The following is a 16,596-nucleotide window of genomic DNA, read 5'->3' on the forward strand; positions in this document are numbered from 1 at the left end:
GTCTTTGGTGATGCAAAAATGACGACCGCTCTTCTAGATCGACTCACCCACAGATGTCATATCCTTGAGACTGGAAACGACAGCTATCGATTCAAAAACAGCTCTGCAAAGACTCAGCCCAAAAAGGAGAAAACCAAGAACTTATCCACATCGTGAGCACCTTCTGCTCACAAAGAGTGTGGGTCAAAATTCGATGGAAAACTCGGGTCAGACTTCGGTGCAATTCAACATCGAGGGCACTATTTGTGTTCTTGGGATGGAATGCAGTATTTGGATTATTTTTCCAACTGTGTAGCTACGACTCTCTCAAAGTAAAGGCCAACGGCTCTATTGAGCGGTTTCCTGGCATCGCCTTAGCGTTGCAAAACGCATTTAACCCCTTAGCGCTGTTCTCCGAAAAAGGAATAGTGGAGCTGCACTCATTGCTGTTGTATGTTGCTTCCTTGGCGCAGGCGTTGGGGTCGCTTGGGATACTCGCGCTAATTTTTCTGACGATCCGAGGAAAGTTCAGAAAAGGCTCCTCGTCCGAGTCCAAGGATGACGAAGGTTATATGCATGGAAAAGTGTGCCTTGGTGCAGGCATGTTGCCGCGCCAACGGAGAGGCAGGTCTAAACACCCGACTTGAGCTAGCCACTCACCTGCTTCATCTGGGAATGAAGTGACACACTCAAGTGATACAAGACCGTAGCGGGAAGCCGCTCTAGGGATAAAACCCGCAAGAAACACGGATTTGAGATGAATAAGGTGACGAGCCTTGACCCCGGCACTGACTCCACAGTTAGGGCTGCTTGGTTCCCCACCTGACCCGGTTGGCCGCTTTACCATGCGGGAAGGCCCGTCACCCTCGATTGTAAGGGACTTGGGAATGACCCCTCTGCAATAGTCCCCATTCGGGCGGCGGACTCTTTAACCCAGCATGAGCCGCGGAACCGGCTTTGCCGGGCCGCAGGCGGGCGGCCCCCTCGGGGGGCAGGGAGTTACGCGAAGCGAACGACCGTGGGGGCCACATGCTTCTTCTAGAATGGGCGGATGTCCTATCTCGTTCTCGCCCGCAAATACCGCCCCAAAAATTTCTCGGAAATGGTGGGGCAGTCGCATGTGGTGCAGGCGCTGGGCAATGCGCTGGCCACCCAGCGTTTGCACCATGCTTACCTGTTCACCGGCACGCGGGGCGTGGGCAAGACAACCATTTCGCGCATTCTGGCCAAATCGCTCAATTGCCTGGGGCCGGACGGGCAGGGCGGCATCACGGCCACGCCGTGTGGCGTGTGCCAGGCCTGTACCGACATCGACAGCGGCCGTTTTGTGGATTACACGGAGCTGGACGCAGCGTCCAACCGGGGTGTCGATGAAATTGCCCAGCTGCTGGAGCAAGCCGTTTACAAACCTGTCGTCGGCCGTTTCAAGGTCTTCATGATCGACGAGGTGCACATGCTCACGAACACGGCGTTCAACGCCATGCTCAAGACGCTGGAAGAACCTCCCGAGTATTTGAAGTTCGTGCTGGCCACGACCGACCCGCAAAAAGTGCCGGCCACCGTGCTGTCGCGCTGCCTGCAGTTCAACCTGCGGCCCATGGCGCCCGAGACGGTGCTGGAGCATTTGACGCAGGTGCTGGGCGTTGAAAACGTTCCGGCCGAGCAGCAGGCGCTGCGCCTCTTGGCACGCGCGGCGCGCGGCTCTATGCGTGATGCGCTGTCGCTGACGGACCAGGCCATTGCCTTTGGCTCCGGCAAGCTTGAAGAAGCCAGTGTGCGCACCATGCTGGGCAGCGTGGACCGCAGCTATGTCTACCGCCTGCTGGACGCCCTGGCGCGCGGCGACGGCAAAACCGTGGTCGAAACCTCCGAAGCGTTGCGGCTGAACGGCTTGAGCGCGGCTTCCACCCTGGAGGAAATGACGACGGTGCTGCAACGCATGGCGGTGTTGCAGGCCGTACCCGAGATGGGGGCGGGCGACGACGGAGCCGACCCGGATATCGCGGAGACGGCGCGGCTGGCCCAGGCGCTGCCCGCCGATGAAACGCAGCTGCTTTACAGCCTGTGCCTGCATGGCCGCGGTGAATTGGGCCTGGCGCCCGATGAATATGCGGGCCTGACCATGGTGCTGCTGCGCTTGCTGGCCTTCAAACCCTCGGCTTCGGCTACCACCCATGCGGGGGGTGCCGCCGAGCCCGGAAAAAAGCCCCAGCCTGAGGTGGCGCGGGCCCATGCGCCCGTGGCTTTGCCTGAGCGGCGTTTGGCGCCGGCGCCTGCCGCCGCACCTGAACCCGCACATGATCAGCCTGCCCCTGCTGCAGCGCGCGTGTCACAAGAACCACCCGCGCCTCAAAATCTTGAACAAAAACAGCCTGTAGTCCAGGCGGAACGGGCGCAAGCAGCTATCAATTCAGTAGCGGCTCCCGTGGCGATGCCGGAGCGCCCATTGCCGCAGCAGCGCCCGCAGCAGGGCGCGCCAGCCGCTGCCGTTGCGCCTCTGGTGCCTGTTCCGCACGGCGAAGTCTGGAGCCAGACTGTCAACCAGCTGGTGGCCGCCGAGGCTGTGGCGGCACTGACGCGTGAGCTGGGCCTGCAGTCGGAGCTGCGCAGCCAGGCCGATGGGCTGTGGACGCTAAGGGTGGAGCGCGAGTCGCTGAACCAGGCGGCAGCGCGTGAAAAGCTGCAAGCCGCACTGCAGGCGCATCTTGGCGATGCGGCCCTGCGGCTCGCGGTGGAAGTGGGGCCCGTCACCGACACCCCGGCCCGCCGCAATGCGGCAGCACAGGCCGAGCGGCAGCGCGCTGCCGAAGAAATGATCCAGAACGACCCGTTTGTGCAGGACATGATTCGCGACTGGGGCGCCAAAATTGTCCCCGGCAGCATCCGGCCGCTGGCCGCGAAGTCGATATGATCAAAGGCAGGTTTTAAAACCAATTTCTGCCCCCAATTTCGACGAAATTTCAGACGCAAAGCACACCTCGATTTCAAGTTTTAAAGGAACTACCATGTTTAACAAAGGACAACTCGCGGGCCTCATGAAGCAGGCGCAGGCGATGCAGGACAACCTCAAGAAAGCCCAGGAAGAACTGGCATTTGTGGAAGTCACCGCTGAGGCCGGCGCCGGTCTGGTGAAGGTCACCATGACCTGCAAGCACGATGTCAAACGCGTTGAAATTGACCCCAGCCTGCTGACCGACGACAAGGACATGCTGGAAGACCTGGTAGCCGCTGCGTTCAACGCGGCCGTGCGCAAGGCCGAAGAAGTGAGCAACGAGAAAATGGGCAAGCTCACGGCCGGTATGCCCGGTCTGCCTGGCGGCATGAAGCTGCCCTTCTAAAGTTGTGAGCCCCCACGGTCGCTCACTGCGTGTAGCTCCCTGCCCCCCGAGGGGGCCGCTGCGCCTGCGGCCCGGCAAAGCCGGTTCCGCGGCCCCTGCTTGCGAAAGCGGGTACAACGCTCGGTCGCTGCTGCCACATGGCTGACTCCAACGCTCTCGAAGGCCTTACCCAGGCCTTGCGCAAGCTGCCGGGCGTGGGCGCCAAGTCGGCCGCGCGCATGGCTTTTCATTTGCTGCAGCACGACAAGCCCGGCGCGCTGCAGATTGCCCGTGCGCTGGAGCACGCCGTCAATAGCGTGCGGCATTGCACCTTGTGCAACACGCTGACGGAGCAGGAGGTTTGCACCACCTGCGCCAACCCGCAGCGTGACCGCAGCAAACTGTGCGTGGTCGAAACACCGGCCGACCAGGCTGCCCTTGAGCGCACGCTGGCCTACAAGGGCCTTTATTTTGTGCTCATGGGCAAGCTGAGTCCGCTTGACGGCATAGGCCCCAACGACATCGGCTTGCAAAAACTGTTTGACCGCGTGGTGCCCAAGAACGAGCGCGGCGAGGCATTGCCGCCTGCATCGCGCGAAGTGCAGGAAGTCATCCTGGCGACCAATTTCACGGCCGAAGGTGAAGCCACTGCACACGTGATTGCACAGGCGCTGAAAAGCCGCGGCGTCCAGGTGACGCGCCTGGCGCGCGGAGTGCCGGTGGGCAGCGAACTTGAATACGTAGACCTGGGCACCATTGCCCACGCGTTGGTGGACCGCAGGTGAGGGCGGTGTTTTTAGTTTTATCTTGACAGCTTCATGCCCGCAGCGGGCGACCATAACGAAAGGAACCCACCATGACATTCGCACGCTTCACCATTGCCTACTGGTGTGTTCTGATTGCGGCCCTGTTGCCCATTGTGTGTGCCGCCATTGCCAAATACGGCACGATGAGCACCCCGCGGCGTGATGGTGGATATGACAACCACAACCCGCGAGGCTGGCTGGCGCAGCAAACCGATTGGCGTGCCCGGGCCAACGCCGCGCAAGCCAACACATTCGAGGCGCTGCCCTTTTTCTTTGCAGCAGTCATCATTGCGCACGTCCTGCAGGCAGGGCAGACACGGCTGGACATCCTGGCATTGCTCTTTGTCGTGCTGCGCATTGCCTACATCATGATGTACATCGCTGACCTGGCCAAAGCCCGCTCTGCCATCTGGGCGTGTGCACTTTTTATCAATATCGTCATTCTTTTTTCCGGCTTTCGTTGACACATGCGTCGGGCGTGTGAAAGTTACCTCTGGTAACGCGATCACCTTCGGTAAAAACCCGCACGGGATGACCCCGATGCGGGTTTTTTTATGCCTCGATAAGCTTGTGACATCAAAAAAAGAGAGAGGCTTGCATGAATCGCCAACCCCTGATTTCCCGCCGGGCTTTTGCCGGTGGCACCGCACTGGCAGCAGCAACGCTGGCATTGCCGGCGCTTCGCGCGCAACCCAGGCTCGAGAAAACAAAAATTGCGTTGGCGGTCGGCGGCAAGGCGGCGTTCTATTACCTGCCTCTTACCATTTCAGAGCAACTGGGGTATTTCAAGGCCGAAGGCCTGGACATTGAAATCAGCGACTTTGCCGGTGGTGCACGCGCGCTGCAGGCCGTGGTGGGCGGTTCTGCCGACGTCTGTTCGGGTGCTTTCGAGCACACCATCAATCTTCAGTCCAAAAACCAGATGTTCCAGGCTTTTGTGCTGCAGGGCAGGGCGCCGCAAATTGCTTTTGGCGTGTCAACAAAAAACATGCCCAACTACAAAACGGTCGCAGACCTGAAGGGCAAGAGAATCGGTGTGTCTGCGCCGGGCTCGTCCACCAACATGATGGCCAACCTGGTACTTTCGCGCGCGGGGCTCAAGGCCGGCGACGTGAGCTTTATCGGAGTCGGCACTGCGGCGGGCGCGCTCACTGCGCTGCGTTCGGGGCAGATCGATGCCATGAGCAATACCGACCCGGTCATGACCATGCTCGAGCAAAAGGGCGAGGTGAAGATCATCAGCGATACGCGCACGCTCAAGGGCACGATCGAAGTTTTTGGCGGTTCCATGCCGGCGGCCTGCCTGTACGCCCCGATAGAGTTCGTCCAGAAAAATCCCAACACTTGCCAGGCACTGGCCAATGCGATCGTGCATGGGCTCAAATGGCTGCAGACTGCAGGCCCCGGTGACATCATCAAGACCGTGCCCGAGAGCTACCTGCTGGGTGACCGGGCGCTGTACCTTGCGTCATTCAACAAGGTGCGTGAGTCGATTTCGCTTGACGGCATCATTCCTGATGACGGCGCGCGCACGGCGCTCAAGGCACTGGCAAGCTTTGACCCCAGCATCAAGGCCGACAAGATCGACATCGCCAAGACCTATACCAACGAGTTTGCGCGCAAGGCCAAGGACCGATTCAAAGCTTGAGCCCCCACGCTTTTCACTTCGTGTAATGCGCTGCCCCCCCCGAGGGGGCCGCTGCGCCTGCGGTCTGGCAAAGCCAGTCCCGCGGCCCCGGCTGGTGAAGATAGAGGCCCTGCGCAAGCACCTTGCTGTAAGCTCCCGCCATGCCAGAACCCGACGACGCCTGTGCCCTGGAGCTGATCAACATCAGCTGCACCTTTCGCTCGCGCGACGATGCGGGCCAGCGTTATGCGGCGGTAAGCGACACCACCTTGCGCATACGGGCCGGTGAATTCGTTTCGGTTGTCGGGCCTACAGGTTGCGGTAAATCCACGTTACTCAATATTGGTGCCGGTTTGCTGGAGCCGTCTTCCGGTGAGGTTCGGGTGTTTGGCCAACCGCTGGGCGGCATCAACACCCGCGCCGGCTACATGTTCCAGACTGAAGCCTTAATGCCGTGGCGCAGCGCCATCGCCAATGTGATGATGGGCTTGCAATACCGTGGTGTTCCGGATACCGAGGCCCGCCGCCAGGCGCAGGACTGGCTTGAACGCGTGGGGCTGGGCGAGTTCGGCGACCGCTATCCGCACCAGCTTTCGGGCGGCATGCGCAAGCGCACCGCACTGGCCCAGGTGCTGGCGCTGGATCCCGACATCATCCTGATGGACGAACCTTTCAGTGCGCTTGACATTCAGACGCGCCAGCTCATGGAAAACGAGGTGCTGGACCTGTGGGCCGCAAAAAAGAAGGCCGTGCTGTTCATCACCCACGATCTTGACGAGGCCATTGCCATGAGCGACAGGGTGGTGGTGCTGTCGGCTGGACCCGGCACGCATCCCATCGGCGAATTTGCCATCGATCTGCCTCGTCCGCGCGATGTTGCCGAGGTACGCAGTCAGCCGCGGTTTGTCGAGCTGCATACGCAGATATGGAATGTGTTGCGCGATGAGGTCCTTAAAGGTTACGCGCAGCAACTGAAGAAAGCGGCTTGAGCATGTGGCGCCGCCTCAAACCTTCAGAAAACAACCTGCGCGCCTGGCAGCTGGGCTTGTTGGTACTCGTGCTGTTGGGCTGGCATCTGGCTTCGCGCGACCAGAAAATTGCTTTTTTCCTGGGCGAGCCCATCAAGGTCGCCGGCAGGGTGTGGAGCTGGTTCATGCCTTTCGGTTTTGGTGAAAGCCGCATGTTTCCCGATGGCTTGCCGGGCAACGCCGACATCTACCTTCACCTGGGCACCACCTTGCTGGAAACCGTGCTGGCCTTCGGCATAGGCACCGTGCTGGGCCTGGCGTGCGGCCTGTGGCTTGCCCTGGCCCCTACAGCCAGCGCCATCCTGGACCCCTACATCAAGGCGGCCAATTCCATGCCCCGTGTGATCCTGGCACCCATTTTTGCGCTGTGGTTCGGCCTTGGCATCTGGAGCAAGGTGGCGCTGGCGGTCACGCTGGTATTTTTCATCGTGTTCTTCAATGTTTACCAGGGCGTAAAAGAGGTCAGCCCGGTGGTGCTGGCCAATGCCCGTATGCTGGGTGCCAACCAGCGCCAGCTGCTGCGCACGGTGTACCTGCCAAGCGCGACCAGCTGGGTGTTTTCCAGCCTGCATACCTCTGTGGGCCTGGCGTTTGTCGGGGCCGTCGTGGGTGAATACCTGGGCTCTGCGCGCGGAGTGGGCTACCTGATTTTGCAGGCCGAGGGCACGTTTGACGTGAACACGGTGTTTGCCGGCATCGTGGTGCTGACGGCATTTGCCCTGGTGCTGGACGGCATTGTTGGCAAGCTGGAGAAGCGGCTCATGAAATGGCAGCCGCGCACCGGCGAGACGGAAAAACTTTGACGCTTTCTCTGCACTGCAATTCTTCCTGTCGTCCTACAGCCTGCGGCCGGGCTGCTCCTTAAAGTCGTGGCTGCCTTCACCGCTTCTGCCATGCGCAGCAGCGGCGAGCCGGCTTCACTCCAAGGACACACCATGAATCTTTCACTCAGCATCGGCCCCATCGTGTCGCTCATCGCGGGGATTCTTATCCTGCTGATACCGCGGCTGCTCAATTACATCGTGGCGATTTACCTGATCGTTATCGGCTTGATCGGTTTGTTCGGCAGCGGTTCGTTCAAGCTGTAGCAGCAGCCCCGCAGCTGGTGACTGCTGGAGCGCGTGCTCCGGAACGTCAACGTTTTTTGGACTTGACGACCGTCTTGGTATTGCTGCGTTTGGTCACTTTGGCGGAGCTGCCGCGACTGCGGCTGGAGGCTGAGGCCTGGCTTTTGGAGGCGTGGCTTTTGACCGGAAGAAAAACCACCACCTGATGGCCCAGCTTGAACGCGCTGGAAGTGCTGACATTGTTCCATTCGGCAACGCTGGCAACGCTCAGGCCGTAGCGCTTGGCAATGGTTGCAACCGACTCACCCTTGCGGGCCTTGACGGTGGTGCGGCGTGTCACGACTTCGGGAGAGAACGAGACCTGGGCGGTATCTGCAACGTGGCTGGTAACGTCGTTTTCCACCTTGGCGGAACGCGGCACCAGCAAGGTCGAGCCTGCCTTGATGAGCATGCGCGGCGGTATGTTGTTGACGCTGCGCAGATCGGCCTCACTCATGCCGGTGCGGCGTGCTGCTTCGGCCGGGTTCATGGTGCTGGGCGCCGACCAGGCGGTCCAGCTGGCATATTGCCCCTGGGTGTAGGCCTCGAAGTTGCGCTGAAACACCGTGGCGTTGTCCCAGGGAAGCAGTATCTGGGGCGTTCCTGCCGCAATGATGACGGGGCGATGTGCTGAAGGGTTCAGTGCCTTGAAGTCTTCAATCTTGACGTCCGCAAGGCGTGCGGCCAGGGCCACATCAATGTCGCGTGTGATCAGCACCTGCTGAAAATAAGGGTGGTTTTCGATCAGCGGCAATTCCGTGCGGAATGCCTGGGGATTGGCCACAATGTTTTTGACGGCCTGCAGCTTGGGCACGTAGAGCCTCGTTTCTGCCGGCATGTTCAGGTCGGTGTAGCTGGTGCCCAGCCCTGCTCTCTGGTTTTTGGCGATGGCGCGGCCCACGCTGCCCTCCCCCCAGTTGTAGGCCGCCAGCGCCAGATGCCAGTCGCCAAACATGCCATGCAGCTTTTGCAGGTAGTCCAGTGCCGCACGGGTGGAAGCCAGTACGTCGCGCCGGTCGTCGCGGAAAGCGTTTTGTTTCAGGTCGAAATATTTGCCGGTGGCCGGCATGAACTGCCACATGCCGGCGGCTTTGGCGCTGGAAACGGCCTGCGGGTTAAAAGCGCTTTCGATGAACGGCAGCAATGCCAGTTCCGTCGGCATCTGGCGGCGCTCGAGTTCTTCAACGATATGAAAAAGGTATTTGCTGGAGCGCTCGGTCATGCGCTGGATATAGTCCGGCCGGCTGGCATACCACTGCTCGCGATCCGTCACCAGTTCGTTTTGCAGGTCAGGCATGGCGAAGCCGCGGCGAATACGGTCCCATAGTTCCTTGGGAGGTTCCGTGGAGGCGATCTGGTAAGAGCCGATCTGACCTGGTGTGATGGCTTGAAGCGGGCCGCCCGGCACTTGCGGTTTGGCGGTGGGGCTTGTTCCTGTTGTGAGGACCGGGTCACCCGGCATGCCGGGTGGCTGTGTGGCGCAGCCCGCCAACAGTGTCGCCACAAGCAGAAACGCCAATGAAACAATACGGAAATTGATGAGTTTGGGAAGAGGAGCGGCTGCAGTGGTTCGGTCGTGTGGCGTCATTTGAATTGGTTTTTCCACTGCCGGATGGCGGCAAATACGGTGTTGTCGTCTCGGGCCGACGCATCAAAGTGCCGGGCAGCAGCCATGATAGTGGGTTGGCGGGTCCGCAAGAAGGGGTTGATCAGCAATTCCTGGGCCACAGAGGTCGGCAAGGTTGGCTTTCCCTGGGCGCGAAGTGCAACGCATTGCGCCTGATATGCCGCCAGGTCGGCATTTTCTGGCTCGACTGCCACGGCAAAGCGGAGATTGTTGAGTGTGTATTCATGGGTACAACAGACGACGGTGTTGCCAGGCAACGCAGCCAGCTTGTCGAGCGAGGCCAGCATTTGCGCCGGTGTACCCTCGAACAAACGTCCGCAGCCTCCCGAGAACAGTGTGTCGCCGCAAAACAGCAGCGGCCTGCCGTTCACGGCAAGGCCATCCGGCGCCGGGCCGCCCCAAGCCGGATGAGCCCCCTCGGGGGGCAGCGCATCACGCGAAGCGGAAAGCGTGGGGGCAAGGTAATAAGCAATGTGACCTGCGGTATGCCCGGGCACGTCGATCACCTGGAAATCCAGGCCGAGGGCCGTGAGGCTGTCACCTCCATTGAGATGTGTGTAAGGCTGCGGAATGCGTTCGGTGGCAGGGCCCCAGACTTGGGCGCCCGTCGCTTCGCGCAGGGCATCGACACCGCCCGTGTGGTCGGGATGGTGATGCGTGACTAGAATCGACTCCAGTTGCAATGCGTGCTGCTCCAGGGTGCGCTGCACCGGCCCGGCATCTCCCGGGTCCACGACCAGGGCACGCCTGCCGTCATGCAACAACCAGAGGTAGTTGTCGTCGAAGGCAGGAATGGGAATCAAATACATACAGTGGTCTCAATGAGCTCTGAAATTATAGGTTTGACGGACTGGCTGAAGACCCCTCCCGGCGGCTATCTTCTGGACTGGGAACGCACGCATTTTGACCAGGCCGTCAGCGACGTTTTTGGTTACCACGCACTGCAATTGGGCCTGCCGGAGCTCGACGCCCTGCAAGCCAATCGCATGCCGCACAAATGGCTGGCACTGGATTCCCTGCCGCCGTCGTCTGAACCCGGAAAGTCCCCGGCTACAGATACGAGCGGCCGCACGGCCGCAAGTTCCCGGCGCGCGGCGCTCCTGACCGATGCAGGAGCACTTCCCTTCCCGGAGAACAGCCTGGACCTGGTGGTATTGCCGCATACGCTCGAACTCAGCAGCGACCCGCATGCCAGCCTGCGCGAGGTGAGCCGGGTGCTTGTTCCGGAAGGTCGGGTGGTCATCAGCGGCTTCAACCCGACCAGCTTGTGGGGGCTGCGCCAGCGCCGCGGCCACATTTACCAGCGTTGGGGGTATGACAACCTGTTTCTTCCCAAAACAGGCGAGTTCATCGGCTACTGGCGCCTTCGCGACTGGCTGAGGCTGCTGGACTTTGAGGTAGAGTCGGGGCGCTTTGGCTGCTACCGGCCGGCGCTCACAAGTCAGGCCTGGCTGGACCGGTTCGAGTGGATGGATACGGCGGGCGAACGTTGGTGGCCTATTTTTGGCGCTGTGTATTTCCTCGCAGCGGTCAAGCGTGTACGTGGCGTCCGGTTGCTTGAGCCCGCCTGGAAGGCGCGAAGGGCGCCGGCAACGGCACCCGCCGCGATAGCCAACAAGGAGCCGCTCACCCGTTCATCCCGCTCACAGCCGCCTGCCTGATTTTTCTTTAACCACCGGCTGCTCTTTGGAGCTTCCCGGGAGCATTTGTAACGCATGACCGACACACCAACAGGCACAACGCCACAACCACAACACGTCGTGATCTATACCGACGGCGCATGCAAGGGAAACCCCGGCCCCGGAGGTTGGGGGGCGCTGCTGGCAATGGGCGGCACCGAAAAAGAGCTATTTGGCGGCGAACTTGGCACTACCAACAACCGCATGGAGATGACTGCCGTCATCGAGGCGCTGGCGGCGCTGAAGCGGCCCTGCAGCGTGACGCTTTACCTGGACAGCGAATACGTGCGCAAGGGCATTACCGAGTGGATTCACGGCTGGAAAGCCCGGGGCTGGCGTACAGCGGCCAAGGCGCCGGTCAAGAATGTGGATCTCTGGCAGCGCCTGGACGCCCTGGTCGTCTCCAGCGGCCACAAGATCGACTGGCGTTGGGTCAAGGGGCATGCCGGCGACCCGGGCAACGAGCGTGCCGACGCACTGGCCAACAAAGGTGTGGAACGCGCGCTCGGCCGCTTGTAACAAAGACCTGGCTGGGAGTCTGAAGCCGGGGCGGGAACATGCGCAAAAACACACACCAAGCAGCCAAGGCCCACGTAAAAATTGCAAGCCCCGGGCGCACCATAAGCGTACATAGCATCCGTGCCGTTTTGGTCGCCCAGGGCGTTTGGTAAAGCCGTTGTAAAGCTACCGCGCTTACCCTGTGCAAAGGCCAGAAAAAGGCTGCGCGCGCCATGGTGTCCTGCTACATTGGAAGTTTGTATCTCTTTGTATAACAAGTTTTCCTCCCCATGGCATCAAAAGCAATTTACACAGCGGTCGCGATAGCGGGCATTGCGGTCGCCTCGGGTGCTGCCTGGTGGGTGCAAAAACCCAAGGCGCAGGGCGGTGCGGCCGAGTCTTCGCCGGTTGCCTCGACGGGCCAGGGCGCCGGCAATGGCACCAACGGCGCCGCCGCCGGAAAACCGGTGACCGTGGAAGCCGCGAAGGTGGAACTCGCCAGATTGTCGGATGACACCTCGGCCGTGGGCAGCCTGCGTTCGCGCCGTGGCGTGGTCTTGCGGCCCGAGGTCAGCGGGCGCATCACCCAGCTCAATTTCACCGATGGCCAGCGTGTGCGCAAAGGCCAGGTGCTGGTGCAGTTCGACGACCAGTTGCCGTTGGCTCAGGTACAGCAAAGCCAGGCCGAACTGTCGATCGCGCGGGCCAACCAGAAGCGCAACCAGGAACTGGTGGCGCAAAACTTCATCAGCCAGCGCTCGCTCGATGAAAGCGCCGCCAACCTGCAGGTGGCCGAGGCCAAGCTGTCGCTGGCCAAGGCCACCGCCGCGCGGCTGAAGATTGTTGCGCCATTTGACGGTATCGCCGGCATCCGGCTCGTCAACGTGGGCGACTATTTGAAAGACGGTGCGGACATCGTCAACATCGAGGACATCGAGGCCATCTTTGTCGATTTCCGGCTGCCAGAGCGCTTCCAGAACAAGGTCAAGCGTGGCCAGACAGCCGTGCTCGACATCGATGCCTTGCCCGGACGCAAATACAGCGCGCAAATCCAGGCCATAGACCCGTTGATCGACGCCAATGGCCGCTCCATTGGGATCCGCGGTTGCATAGACAACCGCCAGCTGCAGCTGCGGCCCGGCATGTTCGCGCGGGTCAACACGTTGTTCGGCGTGCGCGAGAACGCGCGCGTGGTGCCCGAGGAAGCGATTGTTCCGCAGGGCGGCCGGCAGTTCGTCATCAAGCTGCTGGAAGGCCCGAACGAACAGACCCGCACGACCAAGCGCGTGGAAGTCAAGGTCGGCCTGCGCAGCCCCGGCAAGGTCGAGATCCTCGAAGGCCTGGAGTCCGGCGACGTGGTGGTTGCGACCGGCCAGCAGCGCGTACAGCGTGACGGCACTGTGGTGGCAGTGGTGGACCTGGCCGCAAATGCTTCTGCCCGCGCGGGCAACGCAAAAGCGCCTGCCGCTGCCGGTACTGCGCCCGCGGCAGCTGCCGCAACGGCCCCTGCGGCTGAGGCCGCGCCGGCCAAAGCTGTGGCCGCCGCCGCGCCGCAAGCACCACCGGCCGGCCCCAACCCCTGTGGCGTCGTGGTATCGGAGGTCCCGGGGGGCCTGGTGCCGGTGCGTAGCGTCGCCCCAGCCGAGCGCCGCCCGGCCGGCCCGCCAGCCCGCGATCCCACTTGAGCGGCAGCCGCGCCATAGCCCCCACAGGCCCTTATGCAACTCGCTGAAGTTTCCATACGCCGCCCGGTCTTTGCCACCGTGCTGTCCCTCCTCATCGTGCTGGTCGGTGCGGTGAGCTTCAACCGCCTTTCGGTGCGTGAATATCCCAAGATCGATGAACCCGTTGTGACCGTGAGCGTGCGCTATGCAGGCGCATCAGCGGAGGTCATTGAAACGCAGGTGACCAAGCCGCTGGAAGATTCCATCGCGGGCATTGATGCTGTCGACGTCATCACCTCCATCAGCCGTGCCGACCAGGCGCAGATCAGCGTGCGTTTCCGACTCGAAAAAGACGCCGACTCTGCCGCCGCCGAGGTGCGGGACCGCACGTCGCGGGTGCGCAACCGTTTGCCTCAGGCGATTGAAGAGCCGGTGATCGCCAAGGTTGAGGCCGATGCCTTTCCGGTCATCCAGGTGGCTTTTTCCAGCGATTCACTGACGCCGCTGCAGATCAACGACCTGGTCAACCGCATCGTCAAGCCGCGCCTGCAGACCGTGACCGGCGTGGCCGACGTGCGCGTCTTTGGCGAGCGCAAGTACGCCATGCGCGTCTGGCTGGACACCGACAAGCTCGCCTCCTACAAGCTGACCACGCAGGACGTGGAAGACGCCATCAGCCGCAGCAACCTCGAGCTGCCGGCCGGCCGCATTGAGTCGCAGCAGCGAGAATTCAGCGTGACCTCGCAGACTGACCTCGTCAGACCCGCGCAGTTTCGCGAGATCGTCATCAAGAATGTGAACGGCTTTTCCGTCAAGGTGCGCGACGTCGCGCGCGTGGAGGAGGGCGCGGCCGACGAGCGCACGGCGGTCAGGCTCAACGGCCGCTCCGCTGTGGCAGTCGGCGTCATCCGCCAGGCAACGGCCAACCCGCTGGACCTGTCCAGGGGTGTGCGGGAGGCCTTCCCCAAGCTGAAGGCTGACCTGCCGTCCGACATGCTGATTGACGTCGCCAACGACAACTCGGTGTTCATCGACCGTTCCGTGAACAACGTGTACCACACCATCGCCGAGGCGATCGTGCTGGTGGCCCTGGTGATCTTTGTGTTCCTTCGCACCCTGCGCGCCTCCATCATCCCCATCGTCACCATCCCGGTGAGCCTGATCGGCACCTTCGGCATGATGGCGCTGGCGGGCTTCACCATCAACACGCTGACCCTGCTGGCGCTGGTGCTGGCTATCGGCCTGGTGGTGGACGATGCCATCGTGATGCTGGAAAACATCTTCCGGCACATTGAGGAAGGCATGGACCCGTTCTCGGCCGGCATCAAGGGCGCGCGTGAGATCGGCTTTGCCGTGGTCACCATGACGGCCACGCTGGTAGCCGTGTATGCGCCGCTGGCGTTTACGCCGGGCCGCACCGGGCGGCTCTTCGTGGAGTTTGCCCTGGCGCTGGCCGGTGCGGTGGTGGTGTCGGGCTTTGTGGCGCTGACGCTCACGCCCATGATGTGCACCCAGCTGCTCAAGCACAATCCCAAGCCCAATCGTTTTGACCGGTTCATGGAGCGGGCGTTGACGTCGATTTCCGACCGTTACGGCTCGGTGCTGCGTTGGGTCGTCACCACACGTTACGTACCCGCGGCGGAGGAAGGCGCTGCCGGCCGGCCCTCGCTTGCCCAGCGACTCAAAGGCATGGCCTTGCAGGCCCGCTGGATTGTCATCGGCGTGATGGTGCTCAGTGCCCTGGCCATTGCGCTGGTGTTCCCGAGCATGAAGCAGGAGCTTTCGCCCATTGAAGACCGCGGGGTGATTCTGGCCAACGTCAATGCCCCTGACGGCGCCACGCTGGACTACACCAACCGCTATGCCAGGGCGCTGGAAAAAATGGGTGAGCCCTTTCCCGAGTTCGACCGCATTTTTGCCAACGTGGGCAACCCGACGGTGGCGCAGGCCAGCGTGGTGTACCGCACTGTTGACTGGGACAAGCGTACGCGCTCCACCATCGACATGGCACGCGAGCTGCAGCCCAAATTCAATGCGCTGCCCGGCGTTACCGCCTTTCCGATCACGCCGCCGTCCCTTGGGCAGGGCTTTCGCGAACGGCCGCTAAATTTTGTGATCCAGACCTCCGACAGCTACCAGAACCTGAACACCGTGGTGCGCCAGATGCTGGAGGAGATCGCCAAAAACCCTGGCATCGTCTCGCCCGACGTAGACCTGCGGCTGAACAAGCCAGAACTGCGCATTGAGGTGGAGCGGGACAAGGCGGCCGACCTCGGCGTCAGCATCCAGGTTGTCGCAAAGGCCATCGAGACTCTGCTGGGCGGGCGCAACGTGACGCGCTACAAGCGCGATGCCGAGCAGTACGACGTGATCGTGCAGACCGAAGCCAGCGGCCGCACAACGCCTGAAGACATCGACCGCATTTATGTGCGGGGCCGCAACGACGCAATGATTCCGCTGTCGGCATTGGTCAAGGTGCGTGAAAGTGTTTCCCCGCGCGAGTTGAACCATTTCGGCCAGCGCCGCTCGGTGTCGATCACGGCCAGCCTGGCGGGCGACTATTCGCTGGGCGAAGCGCTCAAGTTCATGGACCAGACCGCCGCCAAGGTGCTCAAGACCGGCTACAGCACCGACTTGAACGGCACCTCGCGTGAGTTCAGAAACTCGCAGGGCGCATTGGCCATTGTGTTTGTATTGGCACTGGTGTTTATTTTCCTGGTGCTGGCCGCGCAGTTTGAAAGTTTTATCGATCCGCTGGTCATCATGCTGTCGGTGCCTCTGTCCATGATCGGGGCCTTGCTGGCACTCAAATGGTCGGGCGGCTCTCTCAATGTGTATTCCCAAATTGGTCTGATCACGCTGGTTGGCCTGATCACCAAGCACGGCATCCTGATTGTGGAGTTCACCAACCAGTTGCGCGGGCAGGGCATGGAAATGATCGACGCGCTGGTCAAGGCGTCGTCGCAGCGCCTTCGCCCCATCATGATGACGACTGGTGCCATGGTGCTGGGAGCCTTGCCGCTGGCCCTGGCCAAGGGCGCGGGTGCCGAAAGCCGCACGCAGATCGGCTGGGTTATCGTGGGGGGCATGTCGCTGGGCACTTTGCTCACTGTGTTTGTGGTGCCCACGATGTACACGCTGTTTGCCCGCAAGGCGGTCCCAGGGGCCAACAAGGCCATTGCCAGGGAGCAACCCGATGAACACCTTGAACACCCGGAGTACGTGGCGAAATGATCGTGAGGAACCGCTTGCCCCAGGCCGGGTC

Annotated in this window: 15 protein-coding genes and 1 other RNA gene; 13 read left to right on the forward strand and 3 right to left on the reverse strand. The window is 61.6% G+C overall.

Translation table 11 applies throughout. The features are described 5' to 3' along the window. A partial coding sequence (locus tag AC1DZE_RS16185) for an ATP-binding protein (RefSeq protein WP_477700376.1) occupies positions 1 to 156 on the forward strand: 156 nt, incomplete at its 5' end. A gap of 588 nt (positions 157 to 744) precedes the next feature. Here the strand turns inward: AC1DZE_RS16185 and ffs are convergent. Then, positions 745 to 841: signal recognition particle sRNA small type (ffs, locus tag AC1DZE_RS16190), an RNA gene on the reverse strand. Between the two features lie 189 nt (positions 842 to 1,030). On the opposite strand from ffs, the gene dnaX reads away from it, so the two are divergent. The 8 genes from dnaX to AC1DZE_RS16230 all read left to right on the forward strand — a co-directional run bounded on the left by dnaX (position 1,031) and on the right by AC1DZE_RS16230 (position 7,845). Next, on the forward strand, positions 1,031 to 2,890 hold the full coding sequence (dnaX, locus tag AC1DZE_RS16195) for a DNA polymerase III subunit gamma/tau (RefSeq protein ID WP_477673556.1): 1,860 nt from the start codon (positions 1,031 to 1,033) through the stop codon (positions 2,888 to 2,890). Positions 2,891 to 2,984: 94 nt separating this feature from the next. Then, the gene (locus AC1DZE_RS16200) at positions 2,985 to 3,317 is read left to right on the forward strand and encodes a YbaB/EbfC family nucleoid-associated protein (RefSeq protein ID WP_457278639.1); all 333 of its coding nucleotides are present in this window, start codon (positions 2,985 to 2,987) and stop codon (positions 3,315 to 3,317) included. Positions 3,318 to 3,454: 137 nt separating this feature from the next. After that, on the forward strand, positions 3,455 to 4,081 hold the full coding sequence (gene recR, locus AC1DZE_RS16205) for a recombination mediator RecR (protein WP_457278638.1): 627 nt from the start codon (positions 3,455 to 3,457) through the stop codon (positions 4,079 to 4,081). Between the two features lie 71 nt (positions 4,082 to 4,152). Then, complete coding sequence (locus AC1DZE_RS16210) at positions 4,153 to 4,566, forward strand: MAPEG family protein (protein WP_457278637.1); 414 nt, start codon at positions 4,153 to 4,155, stop codon at positions 4,564 to 4,566. A gap of 134 nt (positions 4,567 to 4,700) precedes the next feature. Beyond that, positions 4,701 to 5,750: an ABC transporter substrate-binding protein gene (locus tag AC1DZE_RS16215; RefSeq protein WP_477670872.1), complete on the forward strand. Its 1,050-nt coding sequence runs from the start codon at positions 4,701 to 4,703 to the stop codon at positions 5,748 to 5,750. 140 nt (positions 5,751 to 5,890) lie between these two features. Continuing rightward, on the forward strand, positions 5,891 to 6,718 hold the full coding sequence (locus AC1DZE_RS16220) for an ABC transporter ATP-binding protein (protein WP_477670871.1): 828 nt from the start codon (positions 5,891 to 5,893) through the stop codon (positions 6,716 to 6,718). Between the two features lie 2 nt (positions 6,719 to 6,720). Then, entirely contained in the window at positions 6,721 to 7,560 is an 840-nt protein-coding gene (locus AC1DZE_RS16225; protein ID WP_477674190.1) for an ABC transporter permease, read from the forward strand. Between the two features lie 132 nt (positions 7,561 to 7,692). Beyond that, a complete protein-coding gene (locus AC1DZE_RS16230; protein WP_348050368.1) occupies positions 7,693 to 7,845 on the forward strand; it encodes a DUF3096 domain-containing protein in 153 nt (50 codons plus the stop codon). Positions 7,846 to 7,891: 46 nt separating this feature from the next. On the opposite strand, the gene AC1DZE_RS16235 is transcribed toward AC1DZE_RS16230, so the two are convergent. Both AC1DZE_RS16235 and gloB read right to left on the reverse strand, forming a co-directional pair. Continuing rightward, positions 7,892 to 9,451: a transglycosylase SLT domain-containing protein gene (locus AC1DZE_RS16235; RefSeq protein WP_477700300.1), complete on the reverse strand. Its 1,560-nt coding sequence runs from the start codon at positions 9,449 to 9,451 to the stop codon at positions 7,892 to 7,894. Further along, positions 9,448 to 10,299: a hydroxyacylglutathione hydrolase gene (gene gloB, locus AC1DZE_RS16240; RefSeq protein WP_477674098.1), complete on the reverse strand. Its 852-nt coding sequence runs from the start codon at positions 10,297 to 10,299 to the stop codon at positions 9,448 to 9,450. The genes AC1DZE_RS16235 and gloB overlap by 4 nt, the downstream gene beginning before the upstream one ends. Before the next feature lie 12 nt (positions 10,300 to 10,311). Here gloB and AC1DZE_RS16245 point away from each other — a divergent pair, with 12 nt between their 5' ends. The 4 genes from AC1DZE_RS16245 (at position 10,312) to AC1DZE_RS16260 (ending at position 16,565) form a co-directional block, all read left to right on the forward strand. Next, positions 10,312 to 11,151 (forward strand): class I SAM-dependent methyltransferase, encoded by an 840-nt coding sequence (locus AC1DZE_RS16245; protein ID WP_477674097.1) that lies wholly within the window; start codon positions 10,312 to 10,314, stop codon positions 11,149 to 11,151. Positions 11,152 to 11,205: 54 nt separating this feature from the next. Next, positions 11,206 to 11,688, forward strand: a complete 483-nt coding sequence (rnhA, locus tag AC1DZE_RS16250) for a ribonuclease HI (RefSeq protein WP_457278630.1) — start codon at positions 11,206 to 11,208, stop codon at positions 11,686 to 11,688. Positions 11,689 to 11,957: 269 nt separating this feature from the next. After that, positions 11,958 to 13,352, forward strand: a complete 1,395-nt coding sequence (locus AC1DZE_RS16255; protein ID WP_477700301.1) for an efflux RND transporter periplasmic adaptor subunit — start codon at positions 11,958 to 11,960, stop codon at positions 13,350 to 13,352. A gap of 33 nt (positions 13,353 to 13,385) precedes the next feature. After that, the gene (locus AC1DZE_RS16260) at positions 13,386 to 16,565 is read left to right on the forward strand and encodes an efflux RND transporter permease subunit (protein ID WP_477670866.1); all 3,180 of its coding nucleotides are present in this window, start codon (positions 13,386 to 13,388) and stop codon (positions 16,563 to 16,565) included. The last annotated feature ends 31 nt before the right edge of the window (positions 16,566 to 16,596 follow it).

The organism is Polaromonas sp. P1_F1 (assembly GCF_056405795.1).

Excerpts from the sequence above, each read along its gene's own strand:
- dnaX (WP_477673556.1), top strand. The coding sequence starts at position 1,031 with ATGTCCTATCTCGTTCTCGCCCGCAAATACCGCCCCAAAAATTTCTCG.
- AC1DZE_RS16200 (WP_457278639.1), top strand. The coding sequence starts at position 2,985 with ATGTTTAACAAAGGACAACTCGCGGGCCTCATGAAGCAGGCGCAGGCG.
- recR (WP_457278638.1), top strand. The coding sequence starts at position 3,455 with ATGGCTGACTCCAACGCTCTCGAAGGCCTTACCCAGGCCTTGCGCAAG.
- AC1DZE_RS16210 (WP_457278637.1), top strand. The coding sequence starts at position 4,153 with ATGACATTCGCACGCTTCACCATTGCCTACTGGTGTGTTCTGATTGCG.
- AC1DZE_RS16215 (WP_477670872.1), top strand. The coding sequence starts at position 4,701 with ATGAATCGCCAACCCCTGATTTCCCGCCGGGCTTTTGCCGGTGGCACC.
- AC1DZE_RS16220 (WP_477670871.1), top strand. The coding sequence starts at position 5,891 with ATGCCAGAACCCGACGACGCCTGTGCCCTGGAGCTGATCAACATCAGC.
- AC1DZE_RS16225 (WP_477674190.1), top strand. The coding sequence starts at position 6,721 with ATGTGGCGCCGCCTCAAACCTTCAGAAAACAACCTGCGCGCCTGGCAG.
- AC1DZE_RS16230 (WP_348050368.1), top strand. The coding sequence starts at position 7,693 with ATGAATCTTTCACTCAGCATCGGCCCCATCGTGTCGCTCATCGCGGGG.
- AC1DZE_RS16235 (WP_477700300.1), bottom strand. The coding sequence starts at position 9,451 with ATGACGCCACACGACCGAACCACTGCAGCCGCTCCTCTTCCCAAACTC.
- gloB (WP_477674098.1), bottom strand. The coding sequence starts at position 10,299 with ATGTATTTGATTCCCATTCCTGCCTTCGACGACAACTACCTCTGGTTG.
- AC1DZE_RS16245 (WP_477674097.1), top strand. The coding sequence starts at position 10,312 with ATGAGCTCTGAAATTATAGGTTTGACGGACTGGCTGAAGACCCCTCCC.
- rnhA (WP_457278630.1), top strand. The coding sequence starts at position 11,206 with ATGACCGACACACCAACAGGCACAACGCCACAACCACAACACGTCGTG.
- AC1DZE_RS16255 (WP_477700301.1), top strand. The coding sequence starts at position 11,958 with ATGGCATCAAAAGCAATTTACACAGCGGTCGCGATAGCGGGCATTGCG.
- AC1DZE_RS16260 (WP_477670866.1), top strand. The coding sequence starts at position 13,386 with ATGCAACTCGCTGAAGTTTCCATACGCCGCCCGGTCTTTGCCACCGTG.